Genomic DNA, 20,552 nt, shown 5'->3' with positions numbered 1-20,552 from the left:
CCGGGATCCATGACGCACTGCCCCCCGAAACAGGACAATGCCCCTCACAGCCAGGCACATCCTGTGGTGCGGCTCACGGTAGCGCGGGTGCTGAAACTTTGTCCAGCAAAAATGTTCAGAGCTGGCGAGCCGCGGCCACCAGGCCCTCTGCCGTCGGGACATCCGTGACGAGCTGGTTGAAGTAGCCGCCCTTGGCGCCCGCGACGATGGACAGCACCTTCTCGGCGCCCACCGCGACCGCGATCGTGGCGGGGATGCGGCGCAGCTCCTCCGGCTTCGTGGCGACCAGGCGCTCGCTGCCCGGGTACGTGACGGGCTCGCCGTCGCGGTCGTAGACGCGCATGCACACGTCGCCCACGGCCTGGCGCAGGCTGTCGGCGTCGCGCGGCATGAGGGAGGGCGTCATCTGCCGCATCAGCGGGGCCGAGCCGACGCCGACGATGGCGCACTTGGCGTGCGCCCACAGGTCCATGACCCGGCGTACGGACGGCTCGTGCTGCAGCGAGTAGAACAGCTCGGGGCCGGGCAGCGCGGGCGCGTAGAGGTAGGCGGGCACGCCGCCGGCGCGTTCGGCCAGGATGCGGGTGGTCTCGTTGGTCTGGAACCAGGGTTGCGGCTCCTCCTGGCCGCCCACGGCGGGCGCGATCGTGACGCCCGGGTACTGGCCGAGCCCTTCGCGGGCGCACTCGTAGACCGTGGTGCCGGACGAGACGAGCACGACGTCGCCGGACTCCAGCCCGACCGCCGCCAGCGCGCGGGTCACGGCGGGCGCCAGCCACGGGCCCAGGGTGGGGCCGCTGACCTTGGGGACCAGATAGACGCGCTCCAGGTCGAGCGCCTCGGCCACCTCGGCGGCCAGCGGGCCGTCCGCGAGCGCGGCCGGCCGGTGCACCTTGATCTCGACGATGCCCTGCTTGCGGGCCTCGGTGAGCAGCCGGCTCACGGTCGCCCTGGAGACGCCGAGCCGCTGGGCGATGTCGCCCTGCGTGGCCTCCTCGATGTAGTACTGCTGGGCCGCCGCGTACATCAGCTCAAGCGGGAACCTGGCCTGCGTCTCGGGTGCGACGTCGGCGGCATTCATGCGCGCGCTCCTGTGAACATTTTTGCTGAACCGATGCGCAAACGACTATAGGCGGTGATGTCCCCGGGGGCCACTGCCGCGCCCTCCGCTGGAAAGGCTAGCCGCCATGAGGTTCTCCAGACAGGGCTACTACTCTGCGCTTACGATCGGCTGCGCACAGTAATACGGGGGACAGGGGAGAGGCAATGTCCAAGGGGATGTACGTCGCGGTGGCCGTCGGCCTGGTGGTCGGGAACATGGCGCCGCCCGCCGTGGCGGCGGCCACGGTCCTGCGCTGCGACACCTACGTGCACGCGCAGGACCGAGACCTCGGCATCGCGTCCTGCACCAACCCCACGGGCCAGACCTGGAGGTTCCGGGCCGTGGTGGTCTGCGGCCGGGCGCCGGACGTCGTGGGCGAGTGGGTGACGCTCGCGCCCGGCGCGTCGGGGGAGTCCCGGGGATACTGCGGCGGCATCTTCACCAGCGGCGTGGGCGCCGTGGGCGTGGACGAGCGGGTCGCCTGACCGGTCAGCCCGGTGGGGGGAGCTCGCCGGAGCCGCGGGCGATGAGCCGTACCGGCAGCTCGATGTGCTCCGGCGGGCCCGTGTCGCCGCGCAGGCGGCGGAAGAGCAGCTCGGCCGCCACCCGCCCCATCCACGCGGGGTCCTGCGCCACCACGCTCACCCCAGGGGTCAGCAGGTCGGCCAGCTCGAAGTCGTCGAACCCCACCAGCGCCACCCGGCGCCCCGCCAGCGCGCGCAGCGCCGTCACGGTGTAGCGGCCGTTGCCGGTGAACAGCGCGGAGGGCGGATCGTCCAGGGCGAACATGCGGGCCAGGTCGGCGCGTACGCCCTCCAGTGAGGGCGGCCGCATCGACACCAGCCGCTCGTCGAACAACCCTCCGAGCGCCTGCCGGTAGCCGTTGAGCCGCTCGGCCGCGGTGAAGATCCCCGGGGCGTCCCCGAGGAAGGCGATCCTGCGGTGGCCGTGGCCCATGAGGTGGCGGATCGCCTCCCCGGTGCCGCCCAGGTTGTCGGCGAGCACCGTGTCCACGTCGATCCCCGCTCCCGGCGGCCGGTCGGCGAACACCACCGGCGTGCCGGCCTCCAGCTCGGGCCGCAGGTACGTGTGGTCCTCGCCGGCGGGCACCATGATCAGCCCGTCCACGCGGCGCGCGCAGAACGTCTCGACCAGCTCGCGCTCCCTGAGCGGCTCCTCGCTCGACGACCCGCTCAGCAGCAGGCAGCCGTGCTCGATGACGACGTCCTCGACGGCCCGGCTCAGACCCGAGTAGAACGGGTCCGCCACGTCCTCGATGACCAGCCCGACCGTGGCGGTCCTGCCCCTGCGCAGCACCGCCGCGCTCTCGTTGCGGCTGTAGCCCAGCCGCTCGATGGCCGCGCGCACTCGCTCGGCGGTGGCCGGGTGGACGCCGGGCTCGCCGTTCACGACGCGCGAGACGGTCTTGAGCGCCACGCCCGCCGCCGAGGCGACGTCCTTCATCGTCGGTCTCACGCCAGGATCATTCCTCACCTGGACCAGGCAGACAACGTTGTCAGGGGTTATGCGAAAGTGGTTCCCTATGTCGTTGAGATCTGCCGTGCTGGTCACCGGGTTCGTACTGGCCGCGCTCAACCTGCGCCCCGCCATCGCGGGGGTCTCCCCGCTCCTCGACGAGATCATGAAGGACGTGGGCCTGTCGCCCGCCGGCGGCGGCGCCGTCACCACGGTCATGGTGGTCTGCCTCGGCGTGTTCGGGCCGGTCACGCCGCTGCTCGCGCGGCGCTTCGGGCTCGACCGCACGCTGCTGGCCGGACTGCTGGTCATCGCGGCGGGCGTGACGCTGCGCGGCCTCGGCGGCGCGCCCGTGCTCTACCTCGGCTCCGCCCTGGCCGCTACGGCGATCGCCGTCATGAACGTCTCCATGCCCGCCGTCGTCAAGGAGCACTTCCCCACCCGGGTCAACCTGCTGACCGGCGTCTACGTCGCCGCCGTGGTGGCCGGCGCCACCCTCGCCTCCGGGCTGGTCGTCCCCATCGAGCACGCCACCGGGTACGGCTGGCGCGGCGTCTCCGCGCTGCTCGCCGTGCCCGCCCTGCTGGCCGCGCTGCTCTGGCTGCCCCAGGCGCTGCGCAAGCAGAGCGGGGCGCAGAACGGGCCCAGGCCGTTCGGAGTGGTGCTCAGGAGCCCCGTGACCTGGTCCGTGACCGCACTCATGGGCCTGCAGTCGCTCACCTTCTACGTCATGCTGGCCTGGCTGCCGACGATCTTCCTGGAGGCCGGACTCCCCGCCGACCAGGCCGGCTACCTGCTCAGCCTGACGAACCTGGTCCAGGTCGGCACCTCGCTGGCGATCCCCGTCCTGGCGGGCCGGCGGGCCTCGCAGGTGCCGTACGTGGTCGGAGCGGGTGTGCTGACCGTGCTCGGCTACCTCGGCATGCTGCTGGCCCCCACGGCCGCGCCCTGGCTGTGGATGATCGTGCTGGGGATCGGCCAGGGGGCCTCGTTCGCGCTGGCACTGCTGATCATCGCGCTGCGGCCCGCCGATCCGGCCACCGTGACCGCGCTTTCGGCCGTGGCGCAGTCCGTGGGGTACGGGATCGCGGCGGTGGGGCCGTTGCTGTTCGGGTTCCTCAGGGAGGTCTCCGGCGGCTGGACGGTGCCGCTGCTGGCGGGGCTGGGGGTGCTCGTGGTGCAGATCGCGGCTGGGTGGTTCGCGGGGCGGCCTGCTACCTTAGGTAAGGCTAACCTTTAGGGGGTTCAGGGTGCTGACCGAGACGCTCCAGCGGGTCGCCGACGCGCGTGGCGGGGTGCTGGGCGTCGAGCCGCGCCTGGTCATCGAGCCCGACGGCAGCTGGACGCCGGTCACCGAGCTGCTGCGGGAGCCGTACGCGGCACTGCTCGGGCTGATCGACGAGACGGCCGCGCGCTGGAACGCGCCACGCCACGTCGGCGCGGCGCTGTTCTGGAAGACCTACGGCTACTGGCACACCATGCCCATGGCGCTCGGCTGGGCGCTGGACGGGCGGGTGCCGATCATGCGGCCGGCGGACACGTACTTCAAGGTGTCGGACGCCGGGGTGACGATCGCGGCCACGCGGGTGAGCTGGTCCGAAGGGGCCGCCGCGATCCGTGAGGCGCTCGCCGAGTCGCAGGCGCCGCTGGTGCGGGCCGTCGGGGCGATCGCGAAGGTGGGCGAGCGGACGCTGTGGGGATCCACGGCCGAGGCGCTCGCCCATCCGCTGACGTCGATCGTGCCGGGCGACTACATGCGGCTGCTGAAGGAGATCGGCCCGCCGGTCGACGGGCTGATCGAGCCCGCCGGCGACGGCTACTTCCGCAGGACCTGCTGCCTGTGGATCACACTGCCCGATGTCGAGCCCTGCGGAAGCTGCTGCGTGCTCAGGCCACCACCGCGTCGTCCAGCGGCCTGAGCTCGTCGGCGTAGCTCACCGAGACGCGGCGCATGACGCCGGTGTCGTCGATGGAGTACTGGCCGAGCCGCCACAGCGGCGGCGAGTAGGCGTGGATGGAGACGCTCTCGTCCACCGCGCCGTTGAGGCGGTGGATGTGGTCGGGTCCGAACGAGAACGACTGCCCCTCCGTGACCACGGTCTCCAGGTGCTCGCCGCCGATGCGCGGGTTGCACTCCAGGAGCGCGCCCTGCACCACGTGGACGGCGCCGGAGGAGATGTCGTGGTCGTGCCAGCCGGTGTCGTCCTCGGGGCGCCAGCAGAGCAGCCAGACGTCCACGTACGCGTCACGGTAGAGCGAGGCGTAGTGCCTGCCGCCGTCCTCGGGGAACTGCACCTGGTCCCGCCACTCCTCGGGGTGGGTTGCCAGCTCGTTCACCAGGTCGCGCAGTTCGCGCCGGTCGAGCGTGCGCTCGGGCAACCGGGCACAGGTGCCCCCGTCCTGGATCTGCTGAGTGCTCACGTACGAGTCTCCTTTCCGCTCAATAGACGACGGGGGTTGACGACCCGGATGGCGTGGCCGGCGGCCGCGCCGAGTCCGGGCTCGGGTGCGGTGGCGTAAGGGGCGTCGGAGCCGTTGACGACGACGTCGATGCCCAGCTCGCGGACGATCGCGTCGATCGCCCGCGGGCCGTAGGAGGAGGTCTCCACGAAGAAGTTCGGATCGACCAGGCCGCGGCTGCCGCCGCCCCTGGCGATCAGGCGCTCGGAGTGCAGCGGGGCCAGCCCCGCGAGGAGGGCGAAGCAGACGCGCAGCTCCGGGTGCCTGGGGCGGACGACGGCGTGGAAGTAGTGCCACGCGGCGTGCATCTGCTGGACGTACGGCACCACGGCGGGCCACCAGGGCGGCGTGCCCGGGGTCTTCGCGGCCGGGCCGGGGTGGACGAACAGCGGAAGGCCCAGGTCCGTGAGCACCTCGAGCAGGCCGTCGTCGGGCACGGCCGTCGCGGGGATCTGCAGCCCCGCGAAGCCGCGGCCGAGGTCCCGGGCCAGGCGCTCGGGGTCGGGCCGGCTGAGGCACGTCGACGCCCAGGCCCCGAACGGCTCGCCCAGCGCGAGCGCGCCGTCGTGGTAGGCGTCGATGACCGGCCAGGACTCCTCCGGCGGCAGGAACTCGATGCCGAGCGGGCTCGACGGCGACACCAGCGCCAGCTCCAGGCCGGTGGTGTCGCGGTGCTTGAGGTCCTGGGGGTCGATCTCGTACGGGGGCTCGTCGTCGAGGAACAACGTCCAGCCGTCGACGTGGGGAGGGGAGGAACGGGCGCGCAGGGCGTCGACGAGCGGGCGCGTCCAGACGTGCTGATGGACGTCGATGCTCACGGCTTCCCCCTTCCCCTATTCCCTACTAACATTACAGGTAACCCGCACCACCTTGCGACACTGAGCTGTGAAGCGTTTCAGTGATACGGTTCAGTGAACCGCTTCACAAGGCCGTTGTCAACGGGCCCGACGCCGCCGGAAACACCGACAGGCCCGGCGTTCCGGGGCGGCGCACGTGCGGTGAGGAGCGCGAATCGGCTGACTGGAATCGGTTCTGTCGGCGCTAGCGAATAGGCTGGCTTAATGCCTCGCAAGAGAGCCACGATCCGGGAGGTGGCTCAGGCCACAGGCCTGTCACCGGCAGCCGTCTCGTATGCGCTGCGCGGCCTGCAGGTTTCCGAGGAGACCATGGAGCGCGTACGCGCGGCGGCCGCCGAGCTGGGCTACGAGGCCGACCCCATCGCCAGGGCCCTGGCCAGCGGGCGCACCGGCATGATCGGCCTGCTGTGCGGCTCGCTGGAGGACCTGTGGCAGCAGTCCCTGGCGGTCGGCATCAGCAGAGGGCTGCGGGAGAAAGACCGCTATGCCCTGATCCTTGACGCGGTGGGCGATCCCGCCCGCGAGCGGGCCTTCGCCCAGCGGCTGCGCGACCAGCGCGTCGACGGGCTGATCGTCCAGCCGATCGATCCGGCGGCGGCGTTCTGGCCCGAGCTGTGCGAGTCGCTGCCGGTGGTCGCGATCGGCGACTCGATCGCGGGCACGGCCGGGGAGGTCGTCTTCGACAACCGGCGCGGCGTGACGCTGGCGCTGGAGCACCTGCGCGCGCTGGGCCACCGCCGCATCGCCGTCCTCACCCCGACCCGGGCCAGCACTCCCGACCGGCCCGCCGACGTGCACGTCACCGCCGAGGCCGACCGGCTGGGGCTGGACATCATGGTCGCCACCGCCCCGCACGGGCTGGCGGGGGCCACCGCCGCGGCGCGGGAGCTGCTGGCGGGGCAGGGGCCGAGCGCGGTGTTCTGCTTCGCGGACTCGATCGCCTACGGGGTTTACGCCGCGGCCCAGGAGCTGGGACTGGCCGTCCCCGACGACGTGTCGGTCATGGGGTATGACGATCACCCGATGTCCGGGCTGCTCACGCCTGGTCTCACGACCGTCGATTGGGACATCGACGGGATCGTCAAGGCGGCGGTCCGCCTCATCTCGGCGGCGGCGGACGGGGGGACCCGGCGGCGGCGCGTCGTCCAGGAGCCCACCCTTCGGGAGCGGGGATCGGTCGCCCGCGTGTCGTGACGCCTCCCCCGGCCTCGGTGCGCGCGTGGGGTCCGTGGGCGTTGGGAGCCCGGCTACCGAGAGCGGGCAGCCTCGGGGGTCAGGGGGGTGGGTGGAGGGTCAGGGCGTGGCGGGAGGTGGTGAGGTCGTCGGTGAGGGGGCGGTCCGCGGTGGGGGTGTTGAGGGCGCGGAGAGCGGCGGTGCGTTCGCAGGCCAGGACGATTTCCAGGGGCTCCAGGCAGCGCAGGGCGTTGCGGGCCGCCTGGGTCGCGAAGCCCGCGTGGTCCTCCGTGCCCAGGGAGATCACCGCCGTGCCCGTCGTCACCGGCGTCGCGAGGAGTCGGAGCTCGGCCAGGGCATCCTGGGCCACGTACTCCAGGATCAGCGCCCCCGACGACCCCGGGCGGTCGGCGAGAAAGGGGTGGTGGCCGGTGTAGGCGGGGTCCATGAGGGTGGCCAGGCGAGCGGCGCTGAGCTGGGCCGTCTGCACGAGCGCGGCACGCGACGCGTCGAGCGCCAGCGCCAGCGGGGCCGAGTGGAAGTTGCCGTTGTGCCAGGCCAGGGAGCCGGCGATGAGGGGGTTCTCGGCGGCGGCGTTGAGGTCGATCTCGACGGCGGCCGTGGCCCGGTCGAGGGCGTCCACGGCGGCCCCGTGCACCTGGGCGAAGGCCCGGTAGCCGTACGGGTCCTGCACGCGGGTCGCCAGCTCCTGGGTGAGCAGGCCGCGCAGGCGGGCGGCCACGGCGGCCTGGCCGGGGTGGGGGCGGGCCTCCTGTACGGCGGCCGCCAGCGGCTCGGCCGAGGCGCCCACGGCGGTGAACGACATCGCCGCCACGTCGATGACGGCTTCCAGGAGGAGCCGGAGGCGATGGCAGGCGATGGCGGCGTCGGCCAGCGTGGCGGCCCCCGAGCTGATGAACGGCAGCGCGTCCTCCGGGGCGAAGGGGAAGCGGGGCCCGGCCACGTCGATCGGGGGCGTCCCCGGAGGGAACGGGGGTGGGGGTTCGTGGTGCCAGGGGAGTTCGCCGAGCAGGCACAGGGCCGTGGTGGCGAGGGCGGAGAGGTCGCCGGTGCCGATGGCGCCGTACGTCTGGATCGGCGGGGTGAAGCCGCCGTTGATCGCCTCGGCCAGCGCCGGCAGGACGGCCGGGTCGATGCCGGAGCCGCCGACGAGGAGCTGGTTGAGCCGGACCACGAGCATGGCCCGGGCGCGGGCCGGCGGGATCATCGGGCCGGCGCCGCACACGTGGCTGCGGAGCAGGTCGAGGCCGGGTTTGTCGAGGATGACGCCTCTGTTGGCGCCCACGCCGGTGCTCCGCCCGTACACGGGGCCCGTGAGCTCCTGAGCGGTGGCCCACGCGGCCCGGGCCCGATCGAGGGAGGCGATCGTGACCCGGGCACCGTCGTACGCGGCCTCGTGGACCTGCGCGCAGGTCAGGCCGGCGCCGTCGAGCTCCACCGGCGGTTCAGTCGCCGTCGGGAATGAACAGGCCCAGCAGCCAGCTCACCACGCTGATGATGATCGCGCCCCAGAAGGCGGCCGGATAGAAGTTGTCGACGTGGAAGGGGATGTCGAGCTGAGTCGAGATCCAGCTCGTCAGCAGCAGCATGGCCGCGTTGATCACGAGGAGGAACAGGCCCAGTGTCAGAACGATGATCGCGCATCCGAGGGCCTTGACGATGGGCTTGACGATCGCGTTCACGATGCCGAAGATCAACGCCACGATCAGCAGCACGCCCCAGTATTTGGCGGAGTTGGGGGAGGTGCTGACCTCGATGCCGGGGACCAGTTGGATGGCCACCCAGAGGGCCGCCGCCGCGGCGATGGTTCTGATGATGAATCTCACGCTGCTTGATCCTCCCACTTGAGATCGGCACTTCGATAGTGGCGTGGGCACTACGATTCTCCGCGGCTACTGTGCGTAGTCGTCGGTTATGATTGGCCCAACTCGGGAAGAGGCGTCCAGGGGAGGGAGCGAGATGGACGCGAACGGGCTCGAGTCGTTGCCGGCCGACGAGTTGCACGACCGTGCGGTGCGGTACGCCGTACGGCACGGAGACCTGGGGTTTCTCTGGGACCTGTTGAAGGTGATCCCGGCCGCCGAGGCCGCCAGCGGTCACGGGACGGAGGCCGCCAACGACCTCAGCAGGGTCTCCGCGCTGCTCAGCGATGCCATCGCCTCCGGCGAGGGGCAGTTGGGTGAGGCGCTGCGCCCGATCTACATAGAGTATTTGCGTAAACATCCCGACGCCTGACCGTGCTCCCAGGGCGCCGGGGGGTGACCTCGCAAGGCCGATACGGGCCACCCTCCGTAATCACACGGGCGCGCTCAGCCCGCCATGCGGGCCTCGCTGCCGCTGTATTCGGCGAAGCCGGGCGTGCTGACCTCCTGCCCGTCACGGGTGATGATCATCGTCTGGTACGGCCCCGCCGCCGCCAGGTCGGCCGCGAAGCGCCTGGACAGCATGGGCCCCATGGCGTAGATGGCGGTGGCGTACGCGTCGGCCTGGCCCAGGTCGGGACCGATCACGGTGACCGAGCCGAGCCCTTCCTCGACGGCCCCCGTGTGCGGGTTGACGATGGGCGCGGCGCCGGAGGTGGCGATGCCGAGGTCGTGGGCGAAGACGACCTTGCGGATCACGTCCTTGCGCGGATCGCGGATGCCGACCCGCCAGCGCTTGCCCGGGGCGGCCGAGCCGCGCACCCTGATGTCCTCGCCCGCGCTGATGCGGTGGTCGCCCGCGCCCGCGTTGACCAGGGCGCGGGAAAGGCGTTCGAGCGCCCAGCCCTTGATGTAGCCCGACGGGTCGGTGACGCCGTTGATGCGGGCCTCGAAGTAGCCGTCGGTGGCCTGGCTGATCTCGTCGCAGCGGTGGAGGACCTCGATGAGCTCGGGGATCTGCTTGATCGTCTGGCCGCGGTTGAGGCGGCCGATCTGGCTGTCCTCTCTTACCGGGCTGAAGGTGTCTTCCACCCACCTCAGCCAGGAGAACGCGTCATCCAGCAGGGGCGTCATCTCACGCACCGGGAGAGCGGTGCGGATGTCCACACTGACCGGCATGCCCATGACCATCTCGACACGGGCGCTTCCGGGGAAAGTCGTCACCTTGCCTCCTTGTCCGCAGCCCACCGTTGCAGATGGCGCGTAATGTGGAGCTAAACCTTTTGCCGTGATTTGAAATGAATCTGTGATCTTGGGACAGCAAGGCGTGACAACGCGCCGCGTACGTACCTCTTGAACTGCCGCGGACCGGCCACCACCACGTCGCGCTCGGCGATGTCGGGAATCTGGCGGCTCAGGCCGGAGGCGCTCAGGCGCTCCTTGGCGCGCGGGTCGTGCTCGGCGCCCTCGACGAGGATGAGCCCGTATCGGGCCTCCAGGTCGCGCAGCTCGTCGGTGGCGCGCTCGGTGCGGTAGACGGCCACGGTGTCGGGCGTGCCGGCCAGCCGTTCGCGCAGGGCGGCCGCGTCGAGGCCGGTGGCGATCAGCAGGGTCGGCCTGGTCGCGTGGGAGAGCTGGTGACTCCAGACCGCCATGACGGCCGCCATCGCGTACAGGACGAGCGAGCCGGCGCGGCTGAGGTCGGTCACGTACGCCGTGGAGCTGAACTGGTGGGCCACCAGCAGCGCGCCGGCGAGATAGCTGCCGAGCCGCAGGCGCTGCCTGGCCTCCTCGGTGCGGAGGTAGTCGGCGGCCTTGACGGTGATCAGGCCGAACGCGACGAGCAGCGCCGCGGCGGCGTAGGCACTGGGTCGCCACGGGTAGCCGAATCCCGGCTGGATCGCACCGAACTCGGCCACCGCGACCCCGCACCAGAAGAGGATGGGACCTTGGTTCGCATTCGCCTCGCTAGCCATGCCACTCACGATGCTGAATGAACATTAAAGGTTTCTGAGTAGGGTCTGAAACATGGCTAACGTGCGTGTCGAGCGAACTGAGGACGGCGGATTCCGGGCCACGAACGCCCGCGGCGCCGAGGTGCGGATGGGCGGCGGGGACGAGGACGGGGTGTTCACCCCGGTGGAGTTGCTGCTGGCGGCCGTGGGCGGATGCAACATCGTGACGGTCGAGCCGCTGACCGCCAAGCGGGGTCACCGGCTGGTCCGCCTGGCGATGACGGTGCAGGCGGAGAAGGTCGAGCCCAGCAAGCTGGGCCCGGTCACCGTCACGTACGACGTCGAGCTGCCCTCGGAGGAGGCCGACGAGGTGTTCAGGGCGGTCGCGGAGCGGGTGCACGAGAAGTACTGCACGGTGAGCAGGTCGCTTCAGGAAGGTACGGAGGTTCGGTTGGAGCTTCCGTAGTCGGATTAAACAGATATTCGACCCCGTTATGACGCGACCGTTGCATTCGTCTCGGTAGCGTTGTAGCAGGTCAAGAGGCCAATAGACCTTCACCGAAGCGGACGCGGAGGGGGACCGCGGTTCGCCAGTGCGGGACCGCCGGCGTTTTGGGGGAAGCGCCGGCCTGGACCGCCGCCGATCGGGCCGGGCAGCTTTGGGGGAACTGCCCGGCCCGATCTATGCGTATCCTCCCCTTCCGTGAAGAAAGTGCTGATTGACTGCGACCCCGGCATCGACGACGCGCTCGCTCTGGCCCTGGCCGCCGGCTCCCCCTCCCTGGACGTGGTGGGCATTACCACCGTGGGGGGCAACGTTGACCTCTCCCTGACCACCGCGAACGCCCTCGCGCTGCGCGAGTTCCTGGAAATGGGGAATGTCCCCGTGACGCCGGGCAGCGCCGGCGCCCTCCTGCGCGAGACCGTGCGCGCCACCCGCGTGCACGGCGCCACGGGTCTCGGCGGTGTCGTGCTCCCCACCCCGCAGCTGGGGCCCTCGGACGGCCACGCGGTCGACTTCATCGTGGACACGCTGAAGGCCGCTCCGGGCGAGATCACGCTGGTGGCCGTCGGCCCGCTGACGAACATCGCCCTCGCCGTACGCCGCGAGCCGCGCGTCGTGGAGTGGGCCCGCGAACTGGTGATCATGGGTGGCTCGTTCACGCGTGGCAACCACAATCCGGCGGCCGAGTTCAACATGCTGGCCGACCCGGAGGCGGCGGCCATCGTCTTCGGCGCCGGGTGGACGGTGCGGATGCTGGGGCTGGACGTCACCCTGTCCGCCACGGTCACCTCGGACGTCCTGGACCGGATGTGGCCGCTCGGCAAGCTGGCCGAGCTGCTGGTGCCCGCCGCGCAGTTCTACGGAGTGGTGACGGCCGACGGCGGGCCGGCCATCCATGACGCGTGCGCGGTGGCGTACGTGCTCGACCCCTCCCTCTTCACCTGCGTCCCCGCGATGGTGAACGTCGAGACCGCCGGGCTTTACACGCGGGGGATGACCGTGACGGACTTCAAGGTGAGCGAGCAGGACTCGAACGCGCTCGTGGCCACGTCGATCGACGTCAGGGGATTCTGGGAGCTGGTGCTGGGAGCGTACGAGAGGCTGGCGGGGCGGCTCGGATGATGTGCGGTCAGGGCTCGGCGGCTGATACAGTTACACCTGTTGCGCCGCTAGCTCAGTTGGTCAGAGCAGCTGACTCTTAATCAGCGGGTCCGGGGTTCGAGTCCCTGGCGGCGCACAGCGAAAAGCCCAGGTCACTCAGGTGGCCTGGGCTTTTTTGATCAGGCGGGCGCCGGGCATCGGCGCGTCAGGATCGGGAAGGTCTCGGCGCACACCCGGCCGAGGCGTCCACGGTGGAAGACGAGCGGGTCGTCGTCGGAGTCGTTCACGGTGAGCGACACCACCTTGGCGAGGATCAGCTCGTGGTCGCCCACCACGTGGCTCAGATCGAGGACGCAGTCGATCCACGCGACCGCGCCCGTGATCGCCGGGTGCCCGCTCTCCCGCACCGACCAGCCGACCCCCGAGAACTTGTCGCTCCCCTTGGCCGCGAACGACCGGCACACCTGCTCCTGCCCGGCCCCCAGCACGCTGATCGTGAAGGCGCCCGCGGCCTTGATGCGGGGCCAGGTGGCCGAGGTGTGGGCGGCGCAGAAGCTCACGATGGGCGGGTCGAGGGAGACGGAGGTGAAGGAGTTGACCGTGAAACCGTGCGGTTCGCCGTCCTCCAGCGCCGCGATCACGACGACCCCCGTCGGGTAGTGGCCGAGCACACGCCTCAGCCTCAGGCTGTCGATCATCGTGTGCTCCAGCGCCGCTTGAGCTCGTCGAGGTGGCGCAGCCCGTCGAGGACGGTGTCCGTGTCCGGGACGAAGTCGATGAGACAGGCGACCTCGTCCACGCCGATCTCCTGGAGCGAGCTCAGCACCGCCATGCCGTCGTCGACCGTGCCGAACAGGCCGCCCGTGTCGAAATAGCGGTCGAACGAGATCTCCAGGAGGAACTCGATGTCCTCCGGGTCCATCGAGTCCGGGTCGATGCCGGGCATCAGGTCCTCGGCCGCCTTCAGCACCAGGCCGAGGGAGCTGCGCAGATAGTCGGTGAAGGGCTGGTGGACGATCTCGCGCACGCGGGCGCGGTCCTCGCCGATGAAGGTGTGCAGCATCAGCGCGACGTGGCCGGTGCCGCTGTGCGCCCTGGCGTAGTGCTCGCGGTAGTCGGCGACCTTGCGTACGAGGTCGTCCAGGCTCTGGCCGAGCAGGTGCGTCAGGATGCCGTAGCCGAGATCGCCCGCCTGGCGGAACGTCTCCGGGTTGCCCGAGCTGGTGAGCCACGTGGGCAGCTCCGGCTGGACCGGCGCCGGGTAGGCGCGCAGCTTGACCGACTCGCCGGCCCCGTCGACCAGCTCCACCTCCTCCTGCCGCCACAGCCGCCGCACCGTGTCGATGGTGTCCGTCGTCACCTGCCGGCGGCCGGCGTAGTTCTCGGGCCGCAACGCGAAGTCGACCACGTGCCAGCCCGGGGCGAAGGACACGCCGACCCGGCCGCCGGACAGGTTGTCCACCATGGCCCATTCCTCGGCGATGCGAACCGGGTGGTGCAGCGGCGCCACGACGCTTCCCGCGCGGATGGCGACCCGCTCGGTCACGGCGGCGACGGCCGCGGCGCTCACGGCGGGATTGGGATATCGGCCGCCGAATTCATGAAAATGCCGCTCGGGTGTCCACACCGCGGAGAATCCATGGGTGTCGGCGAACCTGGCCCCTTCCAGCAGCAGCCGGTACTGGTCGGTTCCCGCCCTGACATCGTCCGCGAAATAGAATAGACCAAAGTCCATCGTTTCTCCTTGCGTGCCGCGTTGATGCGCCCGGTCCGGGTGTCACAAGTATTTGTGAGCGGAGAAAGCGGGGTAACCCCTAGCGCCCACTAGGCGTGCCGGCCGTCGGGCGTCCGCCCTGCTGAGCACGGCCTGACGCGCTCGGGCAACCCTTATCGCCCCTTATCCCGACGCGGCTTCACCACGCGCAGGACCGTCGGTGGATTCGTTAGGGGAATACCCCCGGACATTAGGGGGCGAATCCCGTGGCTACGCCGCGGCCGCATGGGCTGGAATGAACGGTGATATCCCGCGGCGTGGTGCCGAATTCCCTGTCGGCAGAGGAAGGAATGTCCAGTGATCACCGAAACCGGAGCGTGGGTACGGCGGTTCTTCGCCGCGCCGGCATCCGCCACCCGTCTGATCTGCTTCCCGCACGCGGGCGGCTCCGCTTCCTATTTCCACCCGGTCGCCAAACAGCTCGCACCGCGGCTCGACGTCCTGGCGATCCAGTATCCGGGCCGGCAGGAACGCCGCCTGGAGCCGTGCATCGACGACATAGGCATCCTCGCCGATCGCCTCACCGGGGAGATCCTGCCCCTGGCGGACCGGCCGATGGCCTTCTTCGGGCACAGCATGGGCGCGGTGGTCGCGTTCGAGGTGGCCAAGAGGCTGATGGGCGACGGCGTCTCGCCGCTGGTGCTCTTCGCGTCCGGCCGGCGCGCGCCGTCGAGCGTACGCGTCGAGACCGTGCACAAGGAGGGCGACCGGGCGCTCATCGCCGAGGTACGGCGGCTCGGCGGCACCGACACGCGGATGCTGGACGACCCCGAGCTCGTGAACATGATCCTTCCGTCGCTGCGCGGCGACTACACGGCGATCATGACCTACCGCTGCCCGCCCGGCATCAAGATCGACGCGCCGATCATCACCCTGGTCGGCGACTCCGACCCGCACGTGTCGCTGGACGAGGCCGAGCGCTGGAAAGAGCACACCAGCGGCCCGTTCGACATGCACGTCTTCCGCGGCGGCCACTTCTACCTGAACTCACACGCGGCAGCGGTCATGCGGAAGATCACCGAGAACATCCCCGCCGTCCAGGCGTAGGCCCCCCCTTTCGGTTGCAGGAAGAGTACGAGGCGAGAATGGCTGCGAACGACACCAAGCTCATCGAGGCCCTGCGTTCCTCATTGAAAGAGACGGAACGGCTGCGTGCGCAGAACCGTTCTCTCGCCGAGGCGGCGCGCGAGCCGATCGCGATCGTCGGAATGGCCTGCCGCTACCCGGGCGAGGTCCTGTCACCGGAGGACCTGTGGGACCTGGTGGCCACGGGCGGGGACGCGATCGGGGAGTTCCCCGCCGATCGCGGCTGGGACCTCGACAAGCTGTACGACCCGGACCCGGACAGCCGTGGGACGTCTTACTCGCGGCACGGCGGTTTCCTGTACAGCGCGGGGGAGTTCGATCCCGGGTTCTTCGGGATTTCGCCGCGTGAGGCGTTGGCGATGGATCCGCAGCAGCGGTTGCTGCTGGAGGCGTCGTGGGAGGCGATCGAGCGGGCGGGCGTCGATCCGGCCAGGCTGCGTGGCAGCCGTACCGGCGTGTTCGCCGGGGTGATGTACCACGACTACGCCCCTCAGGTGTCCTCCGTGCCCCAGGAGTTGGAGGGCCTGGTCGGGACCGGTAATTCGGGCAGCATCGCCTCGGGCCGGGTGTCGTACACGTTCGGGTTCGAGGGCCCGGCGGTGACCGTGGACACGGCGTGCTCGTCGTCGCTGGTGGCGCTGCACCTGGCGGTGCAGGCGCTGCGGTCGGGGGAGTGCGACCTGGCGCTGGCCGGCGGTGTCACGGTGATGGCGACGCCGGGCACGTTCGTGGAGTTCTCGCGGCAGCGCGGGTTGTCCCCTGATGGGCGATGCAAGGCGTTCTCGGCTTCGGCGGACGGCACCGGCTGGGCCGAGGGTGTCGGCATGCTGCTGGTGGAGCGGCTGTCGGACGCGCGGCGTAATGGCCACCGGGTGCTGGCGGTTGTCAAGGGTTCGGCGATCAACCAGGACGGTGCCAGCAACGGCCTGACCGCGCCGAACGGCCCTTCCCAGCAGCGGGTGATCCGGCAGGCGCTGGCCAACGCCGGGCTCGCGGCCGGAGACGTGGACGTGGTCGAGGCGCACGGGACCGGGACCACCCTGGGCGACCCGATCGAGGCGCAGGCGTTGATCGCGACGTATGGCCAGGAGCGGGAACGGCCGCTGTGGCTGGGGTCGCTGAAGTCCAACATCGGTCACTCCCAGGCTGCGGCCGGCGTGGGTGGCGTGATCAAGATGGTCATGGCGATGCGGCACGGGGTGCTGCCGCAAACCTTGCACGTGGACGAGCCGTCCCCACATGTGGACTGGTCGGCCGGGGCCGTTGAGCTGCTGACCGAGGCCCGGTCGTGGGACGTTCAGGATCATCCGCGCCGTGCCGCCGTCTCGTCGTTCGGGGTGAGCGGCACCAACGCGCATGTGATCATCGAGCAGGGTGAGGAGACCGACGCGGTCGCCGGCGACGACACGGGGCCGCCGGTGGTGCCGTGGCTGATCTCGGCGAAGACGCCCGAGGCGCTGGCCGGGCAGGCCGAGCGGCTCGCGTCATGGGTGGAGGAACGCCCGGAGCCGGACGCCGCCGGGGTCGCGTGGACGCTGGCGACCGGTCGTACCGTGCTGGAGCAGCGTGCGGTCGTGGTCGGTGCGGATCGTGACGAGTTACTGGCCGGGTTGCGGGCGCTGGCCTCGGATGGGGTTTCCGGGAGTGGTTCTGGCGGAAAGCTGGCGTTGCTGTTCGCCGGTCAGGGCAGCCAGCGGGTCGGGATGGGTCGGCAGTTGGCTGAGGCGTTCCCGGTGTTCGCCGAGGCGCTGGAGGAGATCGACCAGTTCCTGCCGGTCCGTGAGGTGATGTTCGACGACCCGGATGGGGTGTTGAACGAGACGGGGATGACTCAGCCGGCGCTGTTCGCCTTCGAGGTGGCGTTGTATCGGCTGTTGGAGTCCTTCGGGGTCCGGGCGGGTGTGCTGGTCGGGCATTCGATCGGGGAGATCGCCGCCGCGCACGTGGCGGGGGTGTTCTCGCTGGCGGATGCGTGCGCGCTGGTGGCGGCCCGGGCCCGGTTGATGCAGGCCCTGCCGACGGGTGGTGCGATGTTGGCGATCGCCGCGCCCGAGGCGGAGGTTGTGCCCCTGCTGGAGGGTCGGGTGGGGATCGCGGCGGTCAACGGTCCGGCAGCGGTGGTGATCTCCGGCGACGAAGCAGCGATCGCGCAGATCGAGGGCCGGGTGAGTGTTCGGACGCGCAGGTTGCGGGTCTCGCACGCTTTCCACTCGCCGTTGATGGAGCCGATGCTGGCTTCCTTCGAGGAGGCCATCTCCGGGTTGACCTACCACGAGCCCACTCTTGCGATCGTTTCCAACGTGACCGGCCGGCTTGTTGAGCCGGGGCGGCTGACCACCCCTGGTTACTGGGTGGAGCACGTGCGGCAGGCTGTGCGGTTCGCCGACGGGGTGACGGCTTCAGGGGCGAGCCACTTCCTGGAGGTCGGCCCGGATGGGGTGCTGACGGGGCTGGCTCAGCAGAGCATCGCCGACGGCGTGTTCGTTCCCGCCACGCGCAAGGACCGGGACGAGGTCCGCTCTCTGATCGAGGCGCTCGGTCGGTTGCACACCCACGGCATTGCCGTGGACTGGACCGCGGTGCTGGCACCGGCCAGGCAGGTCGATCTGCCCACCTACGCCTTCCAGCACCAGCGGTACTGGATGTCGGCGCGGGCCGACGCCGGGGACATGGCCGGGGCCGGGCTCGCGGCAGTCGATCACCCGCTGCTGAGCGCGGTGACCGAGATCGCCGGCGGCGAGTCCGTGATCCTCAGCGGCCGGCTCTCCGTGGCCGCGCAGCCGTGGCTGGCCGACCACGCCGTCAACGGGACGATTCTCCTGCCCGGCACGGCGTTCCTGGAGCTGGCGCTGCAGGCCGGGGACGAGGCCGGTTGCCCGGTCGTACAGGAGCTCACCCTGCAGGCGCCGCTGCTGCTGCCCGCCGACGGCGGGCGCCAGCTGCAGGTGCTGGTCGACAGTGGTGACGACGCCGGGGTGAGGCCGGTCTCGATCCACTCCCGCGCCGACGGCGACGCCCCCTGGGTGCTGCATGCCGATGGCACGCTGGCCGATGCCGCGCCCGCGCAGGTGGAAGGGCTGGAGCAGTGGCCGCCGTCCGGCGCCGCCGTGATCGACGTGTCCGACGCCTACGACCTCCTCCTGGACATGGGATACGAGTACGGGCCCGTCTTCCAGGGCTTGCAGGCGGCCTGGTCCCGAGACCGCGACGTGTTCGCCGAGGTCGCGCTGCCCGAGCAGGCGCACGCCGACGCGGCCAGGTCGGGACTGCACCCCGCCCTGCTGGACGCCGCCATGCACGCGCAGCTGATCGCCGGGGACGGGCAGACCGTCCTGCCGTTCTCCTGGGGCGGAGCGCGGCTGCACGCGGCCGGCGCGAGCAGCGTCCGGGTGCGGATCTCCCGCATCCGGGACACCTCCATCGCCCTGACCATCGCCGACGCCGACGGCGCGCCGGTGCTGTCGGTCGAGTCGCTGGCCGTGCGGCCCGTCTCGGCCGGTCAGCTCACCGCCGCTCGCGGCGACCACGCCGACGCGCTGTTCCGCGTGGACTGGACACCCCTCTCGCTCGCCCCCGCCGGGGCCGAGGAGCTGCCCGAGCTGGCGGCCGTCGCCGAGGATGCCGCCGTGCCCGAGGCTGTGACGTACGTGGTGTCCGCGCCGGAGGGTGAGGTCCTCGACGCCGTCCACGAGATCACCGCCGAGGCCCTGGGCGTGATCCAGGAGTGGCTGGCCGACGAGCGGTTCACGTCGTCGCGGCTGGTCGTGGTGACGCGTGGTGCGGTGGCCGTTCAGGCCGCCGAGGGCCTGGACGTCGGTACGGCCCCGGTGTGGGGCCTGGTACGGGCGGCCGAGGCGGAGAATCCGGGCCGGTTCGTGCTGGTGGACGTGGACGGCAGCGCGGAGTCGTGGCGTGCCCTGGGTTCGGTGGTCGCTTCGGGGGAGCCGGAGGCGGCTGTTCGCGACGGGCAGGTGCGGGTTCCCCGGCTGGTGAAGGCGGCTGCGTCGGCCGGCGAGCCGGTGTTCGGCCCGGACGGCACGGTGCTGGTGACCGGTGGCACGGGCGGGCTGGGTGCCCTGGTGGCCCGGCACCTGGTGACGGCGCATGGAGTGCGCAGGCTGGTGCTGGTGAGCCGGCGTGGCCTGGAGGCGCCCGGTGCCGCCGACCTCGTGGCGGAGCTGGCCGAGCTGGGAGCCGAGGTCGCGGTCGAGGCCTGCGACGTGGCCGACCGGGAGGCGCTGACCCGGGTTGTCGCTTCGGTGGCGGACTCGTTGACCGGGGTGGTGCACGCGGCCGGGGTGAGTGACAACGGCCTGGTGGGGTCGCTGTCGGTGGAGCGGCTCGCGCGGGTGCTGGGGGCCAAGGCGGCAGCGGCGTGGCATCTGCATGATCTGACGGCGGGTCTGGACCTGTCGGCGTTCGTGCTGTTCTCGTCGGCCGGTGGCCTGGTGCTGGCGGCGGGGCAGGCCAATTACGCGGCCGCGAACGTGTTCCTGGACGCCCTGGCGTCGTACCGGCGGTCGATGGGGTTGGTGGCGACGTCGCTGGCCTTCGGCCTGTGGGATACCGACGCGGGCATGGGCGGCGCGCTGAGCGAGGCCGACTTCGAGCGCATGCGGCGCCAGGGCCTGCCGGCGCTGTCGGTGGAGGAGGGGCTGGCGCTGTTCGACGCCGGGTCGGCCGGCGACACGGCGGTGCTGGTGCCGTTGCGGGTGGACGCGACGGCCCTGCGGAACCGCGGTGAAGGGCTTCCGGCGCTGTTGCGCGGGCTCGTACGCGGTCCCGCGCGGCAGGTGGCGCGTGCGGCGGGAACGGGGCTGGCACGGCGGCTGGCAGGGATGGAGGCCGACCAGCGGGACCGGGCGCTGCTGGAGCTGGTCCGGCAGCAGGTCGCCAAGGTGCTCGGACACGCTTCGATGGACGCGGTCCAGCCGGATCGCGCCTTCCAGGAGCTGGGCTTCGACTCGCTGACCGCGGTGGAGTTCCGCAACCAGCTGATCGCCGCGACCGGGCTGCGGTTGCCGGCGACGTTGGTGTTCGATTTCCCGACGGCTGAGGCGGTGGCGGAGTTCCTGGTGGGTGAGTTGGGCGGTGGGCAGACCTCGCAGGCCGTGGTGACCGCCGCCTCGGTGGTGGATGAGCCGATCGCGATTGTGGGGATGGCGTGCCGGTATCCGGGG

General features: G+C 71.1%; 19 protein-coding genes and 1 tRNA gene. 10 read left to right on the top strand and 10 right to left on the bottom strand.

Annotated features, from left to right (window positions below; all coding sequences use genetic code 11):
• Positions 1 to 115: 115 nt before the first annotated feature.
• A complete protein-coding gene (locus ACWDRB_RS63900; protein WP_350741618.1) occupies positions 116 to 1,081 on the bottom strand; it encodes a sugar-binding transcriptional regulator in 966 nt (321 codons plus the stop codon).
• A 185-nt stretch (positions 1,082 to 1,266) separates the two neighbouring features.
• On the opposite strand from ACWDRB_RS63900, the gene ACWDRB_RS63895 reads away from it, so the two are divergent.
• Positions 1,267 to 1,587 carry a hypothetical protein gene (locus tag ACWDRB_RS63895; RefSeq protein WP_350741616.1) on the top strand — a complete coding sequence of 107 codons (321 nt, stop codon included), beginning with the start codon at positions 1,267 to 1,269 and terminating at the stop codon, positions 1,585 to 1,587.
• Between the two features lie 4 nt (positions 1,588 to 1,591).
• Here the strand turns inward: ACWDRB_RS63895 and ACWDRB_RS63890 are convergent, their stop codons facing one another.
• On the bottom strand, positions 1,592 to 2,578 hold the full coding sequence (locus tag ACWDRB_RS63890) for a LacI family DNA-binding transcriptional regulator (protein ID WP_449911924.1): 987 nt from the start codon (positions 2,576 to 2,578) through the stop codon (positions 1,592 to 1,594).
• Between the two features lie 67 nt (positions 2,579 to 2,645).
• Between ACWDRB_RS63890 and ACWDRB_RS63885 the strand changes: the two genes are divergently transcribed.
• Together ACWDRB_RS63885 and ACWDRB_RS63880 are read left to right on the top strand one after the other, a co-directional pair.
• Positions 2,646 to 3,818 carry a CynX/NimT family MFS transporter gene (locus ACWDRB_RS63885; protein ID WP_363979334.1) on the top strand — a complete coding sequence of 391 codons (1,173 nt, stop codon included), beginning with the start codon at positions 2,646 to 2,648 and terminating at the stop codon, positions 3,816 to 3,818.
• A 10-nt stretch (positions 3,819 to 3,828) separates the two neighbouring features.
• Complete coding sequence (locus ACWDRB_RS63880) at positions 3,829 to 4,497, top strand: (2Fe-2S)-binding protein (protein ID WP_355199610.1); 669 nt, start codon at positions 3,829 to 3,831, stop codon at positions 4,495 to 4,497.
• On the opposite strand, the gene ACWDRB_RS63875 is transcribed toward ACWDRB_RS63880, so the two are convergent.
• Both ACWDRB_RS63875 and ACWDRB_RS63870 read right to left on the bottom strand, forming a co-directional pair.
• Complete coding sequence (locus tag ACWDRB_RS63875; RefSeq protein ID WP_350741611.1) at positions 4,466 to 4,999, bottom strand: cysteine dioxygenase; 534 nt, start codon at positions 4,997 to 4,999, stop codon at positions 4,466 to 4,468. The two genes, ACWDRB_RS63880 and ACWDRB_RS63875, sit on opposite strands and share 32 nt — an antisense overlap.
• Positions 4,996 to 5,856, bottom strand: coding sequence for an amidohydrolase family protein (locus tag ACWDRB_RS63870; protein WP_449911921.1), 861 nt, complete (start codon positions 5,854 to 5,856; stop codon positions 4,996 to 4,998). Before ACWDRB_RS63870 ends, ACWDRB_RS63875 begins: the two co-directional genes overlap by 4 nt.
• Before the next feature lie 243 nt (positions 5,857 to 6,099).
• On the opposite strand from ACWDRB_RS63870, the gene ACWDRB_RS63865 reads away from it, so the two are divergent.
• Positions 6,100 to 7,089, top strand: coding sequence for a LacI family DNA-binding transcriptional regulator (locus tag ACWDRB_RS63865; RefSeq protein WP_449911919.1), 990 nt, complete (start codon positions 6,100 to 6,102; stop codon positions 7,087 to 7,089).
• Between the two features lie 79 nt (positions 7,090 to 7,168).
• Here the strand turns inward: ACWDRB_RS63865 and ACWDRB_RS63860 are convergent, their stop codons facing one another.
• Both ACWDRB_RS63860 and ACWDRB_RS63855 read right to left on the bottom strand, forming a co-directional pair.
• A complete protein-coding gene (locus ACWDRB_RS63860; protein ID WP_449911917.1) occupies positions 7,169 to 8,527 on the bottom strand; it encodes an aromatic amino acid lyase in 1,359 nt (452 codons plus the stop codon).
• A gap of 7 nt (positions 8,528 to 8,534) precedes the next feature.
• The gene (locus ACWDRB_RS63855; protein ID WP_185068013.1) at positions 8,535 to 8,915 is read right to left on the bottom strand and encodes a phage holin family protein; all 381 of its coding nucleotides are present in this window, start codon (positions 8,913 to 8,915) and stop codon (positions 8,535 to 8,537) included.
• A gap of 133 nt (positions 8,916 to 9,048) precedes the next feature.
• Here ACWDRB_RS63855 and ACWDRB_RS63850 point away from each other — a divergent pair, with 133 nt between their 5' ends.
• On the top strand, positions 9,049 to 9,324 hold the full coding sequence (locus tag ACWDRB_RS63850; RefSeq protein ID WP_185068012.1) for a hypothetical protein: 276 nt from the start codon (positions 9,049 to 9,051) through the stop codon (positions 9,322 to 9,324).
• Between the two features lie 74 nt (positions 9,325 to 9,398).
• Here ACWDRB_RS63850 and ACWDRB_RS63845 read toward each other — a convergent pair whose 3' ends face one another.
• Entirely contained in the window at positions 9,399 to 10,175 is a 777-nt protein-coding gene (locus tag ACWDRB_RS63845) for an FAD:protein FMN transferase (protein ID WP_449911915.1), read from the bottom strand.
• Positions 10,176 to 10,225: 50 nt separating this feature from the next.
• Complete coding sequence (locus ACWDRB_RS63840; RefSeq protein ID WP_449911913.1) at positions 10,226 to 10,927, bottom strand: hypothetical protein; 702 nt, start codon at positions 10,925 to 10,927, stop codon at positions 10,226 to 10,228.
• A 52-nt stretch (positions 10,928 to 10,979) separates the two neighbouring features.
• On the opposite strand from ACWDRB_RS63840, the gene ACWDRB_RS63835 reads away from it, so the two are divergent.
• From ACWDRB_RS63835 to ACWDRB_RS63825, 3 genes are all read left to right on the top strand, one after another.
• Positions 10,980 to 11,372 (top strand): OsmC family protein, encoded by a 393-nt coding sequence (locus ACWDRB_RS63835; RefSeq protein ID WP_185068009.1) that lies wholly within the window; start codon positions 10,980 to 10,982, stop codon positions 11,370 to 11,372.
• A 237-nt stretch (positions 11,373 to 11,609) separates the two neighbouring features.
• Entirely contained in the window at positions 11,610 to 12,533 is a 924-nt protein-coding gene (locus ACWDRB_RS63830; RefSeq protein WP_449911910.1) for a nucleoside hydrolase, read from the top strand.
• A 41-nt stretch (positions 12,534 to 12,574) separates the two neighbouring features.
• Positions 12,575 to 12,648 (top strand) — tRNA-Lys (locus ACWDRB_RS63825).
• 43 nt (positions 12,649 to 12,691) lie between these two features.
• Here the strand turns inward: ACWDRB_RS63825 and ACWDRB_RS63820 are convergent.
• Both ACWDRB_RS63820 and ACWDRB_RS63815 read right to left on the bottom strand, forming a co-directional pair.
• Positions 12,692 to 13,210 carry a flavin reductase family protein gene (locus tag ACWDRB_RS63820; protein ID WP_449911908.1) on the bottom strand — a complete coding sequence of 173 codons (519 nt, stop codon included), beginning with the start codon at positions 13,208 to 13,210 and terminating at the stop codon, positions 12,692 to 12,694.
• On the bottom strand, positions 13,207 to 14,247 hold the full coding sequence (locus tag ACWDRB_RS63815; RefSeq protein WP_449911906.1) for a MupA/Atu3671 family FMN-dependent luciferase-like monooxygenase: 1,041 nt from the start codon (positions 14,245 to 14,247) through the stop codon (positions 13,207 to 13,209). Before ACWDRB_RS63815 ends, ACWDRB_RS63820 begins: the two co-directional genes overlap by 4 nt.
• Positions 14,248 to 14,583: 336 nt before the next feature.
• On the opposite strand from ACWDRB_RS63815, the gene ACWDRB_RS63810 reads away from it, so the two are divergent.
• Positions 14,584 to 15,333, top strand: coding sequence for a thioesterase II family protein (locus ACWDRB_RS63810; protein ID WP_449911904.1), 750 nt, complete (start codon positions 14,584 to 14,586; stop codon positions 15,331 to 15,333).
• 38 nt (positions 15,334 to 15,371) lie between these two features.
• A partial coding sequence (locus tag ACWDRB_RS63805) for an SDR family NAD(P)-dependent oxidoreductase (RefSeq protein WP_449911902.1) occupies positions 15,372 to 20,552 on the top strand: 5,181 nt, incomplete at its 3' end.

This window comes from Nonomuraea sp. NPDC003707 (genome assembly GCF_053587055.1).
This window is presented reverse-complemented; position numbering and strand designations above follow the sequence as displayed.

Excerpts from the sequence above, each read along its gene's own strand:
- ACWDRB_RS63900 (WP_350741618.1), bottom strand. The coding sequence starts at position 1,081 with ATGAATGCCGCCGACGTCGCACCCGAGACGCAGGCCAGGTTCCCGCTT.
- ACWDRB_RS63895 (WP_350741616.1), top strand. The coding sequence starts at position 1,267 with ATGTCCAAGGGGATGTACGTCGCGGTGGCCGTCGGCCTGGTGGTCGGG.
- ACWDRB_RS63885 (WP_363979334.1), top strand. The coding sequence starts at position 2,646 with ATGTCGTTGAGATCTGCCGTGCTGGTCACCGGGTTCGTACTGGCCGCG.
- ACWDRB_RS63865 (WP_449911919.1), top strand. The coding sequence starts at position 6,100 with ATGCCTCGCAAGAGAGCCACGATCCGGGAGGTGGCTCAGGCCACAGGC.
- ACWDRB_RS63850 (WP_185068012.1), top strand. The coding sequence starts at position 9,049 with ATGGACGCGAACGGGCTCGAGTCGTTGCCGGCCGACGAGTTGCACGAC.
- ACWDRB_RS63840 (WP_449911913.1), bottom strand. The coding sequence starts at position 10,927 with ATGGCTAGCGAGGCGAATGCGAACCAAGGTCCCATCCTCTTCTGGTGC.
- ACWDRB_RS63835 (WP_185068009.1), top strand. The coding sequence starts at position 10,980 with ATGGCTAACGTGCGTGTCGAGCGAACTGAGGACGGCGGATTCCGGGCC.
- ACWDRB_RS63820 (WP_449911908.1), bottom strand. The coding sequence starts at position 13,210 with ATGATCGACAGCCTGAGGCTGAGGCGTGTGCTCGGCCACTACCCGACG.
- ACWDRB_RS63815 (WP_449911906.1), bottom strand. The coding sequence starts at position 14,247 with ATGGACTTTGGTCTATTCTATTTCGCGGACGATGTCAGGGCGGGAACC.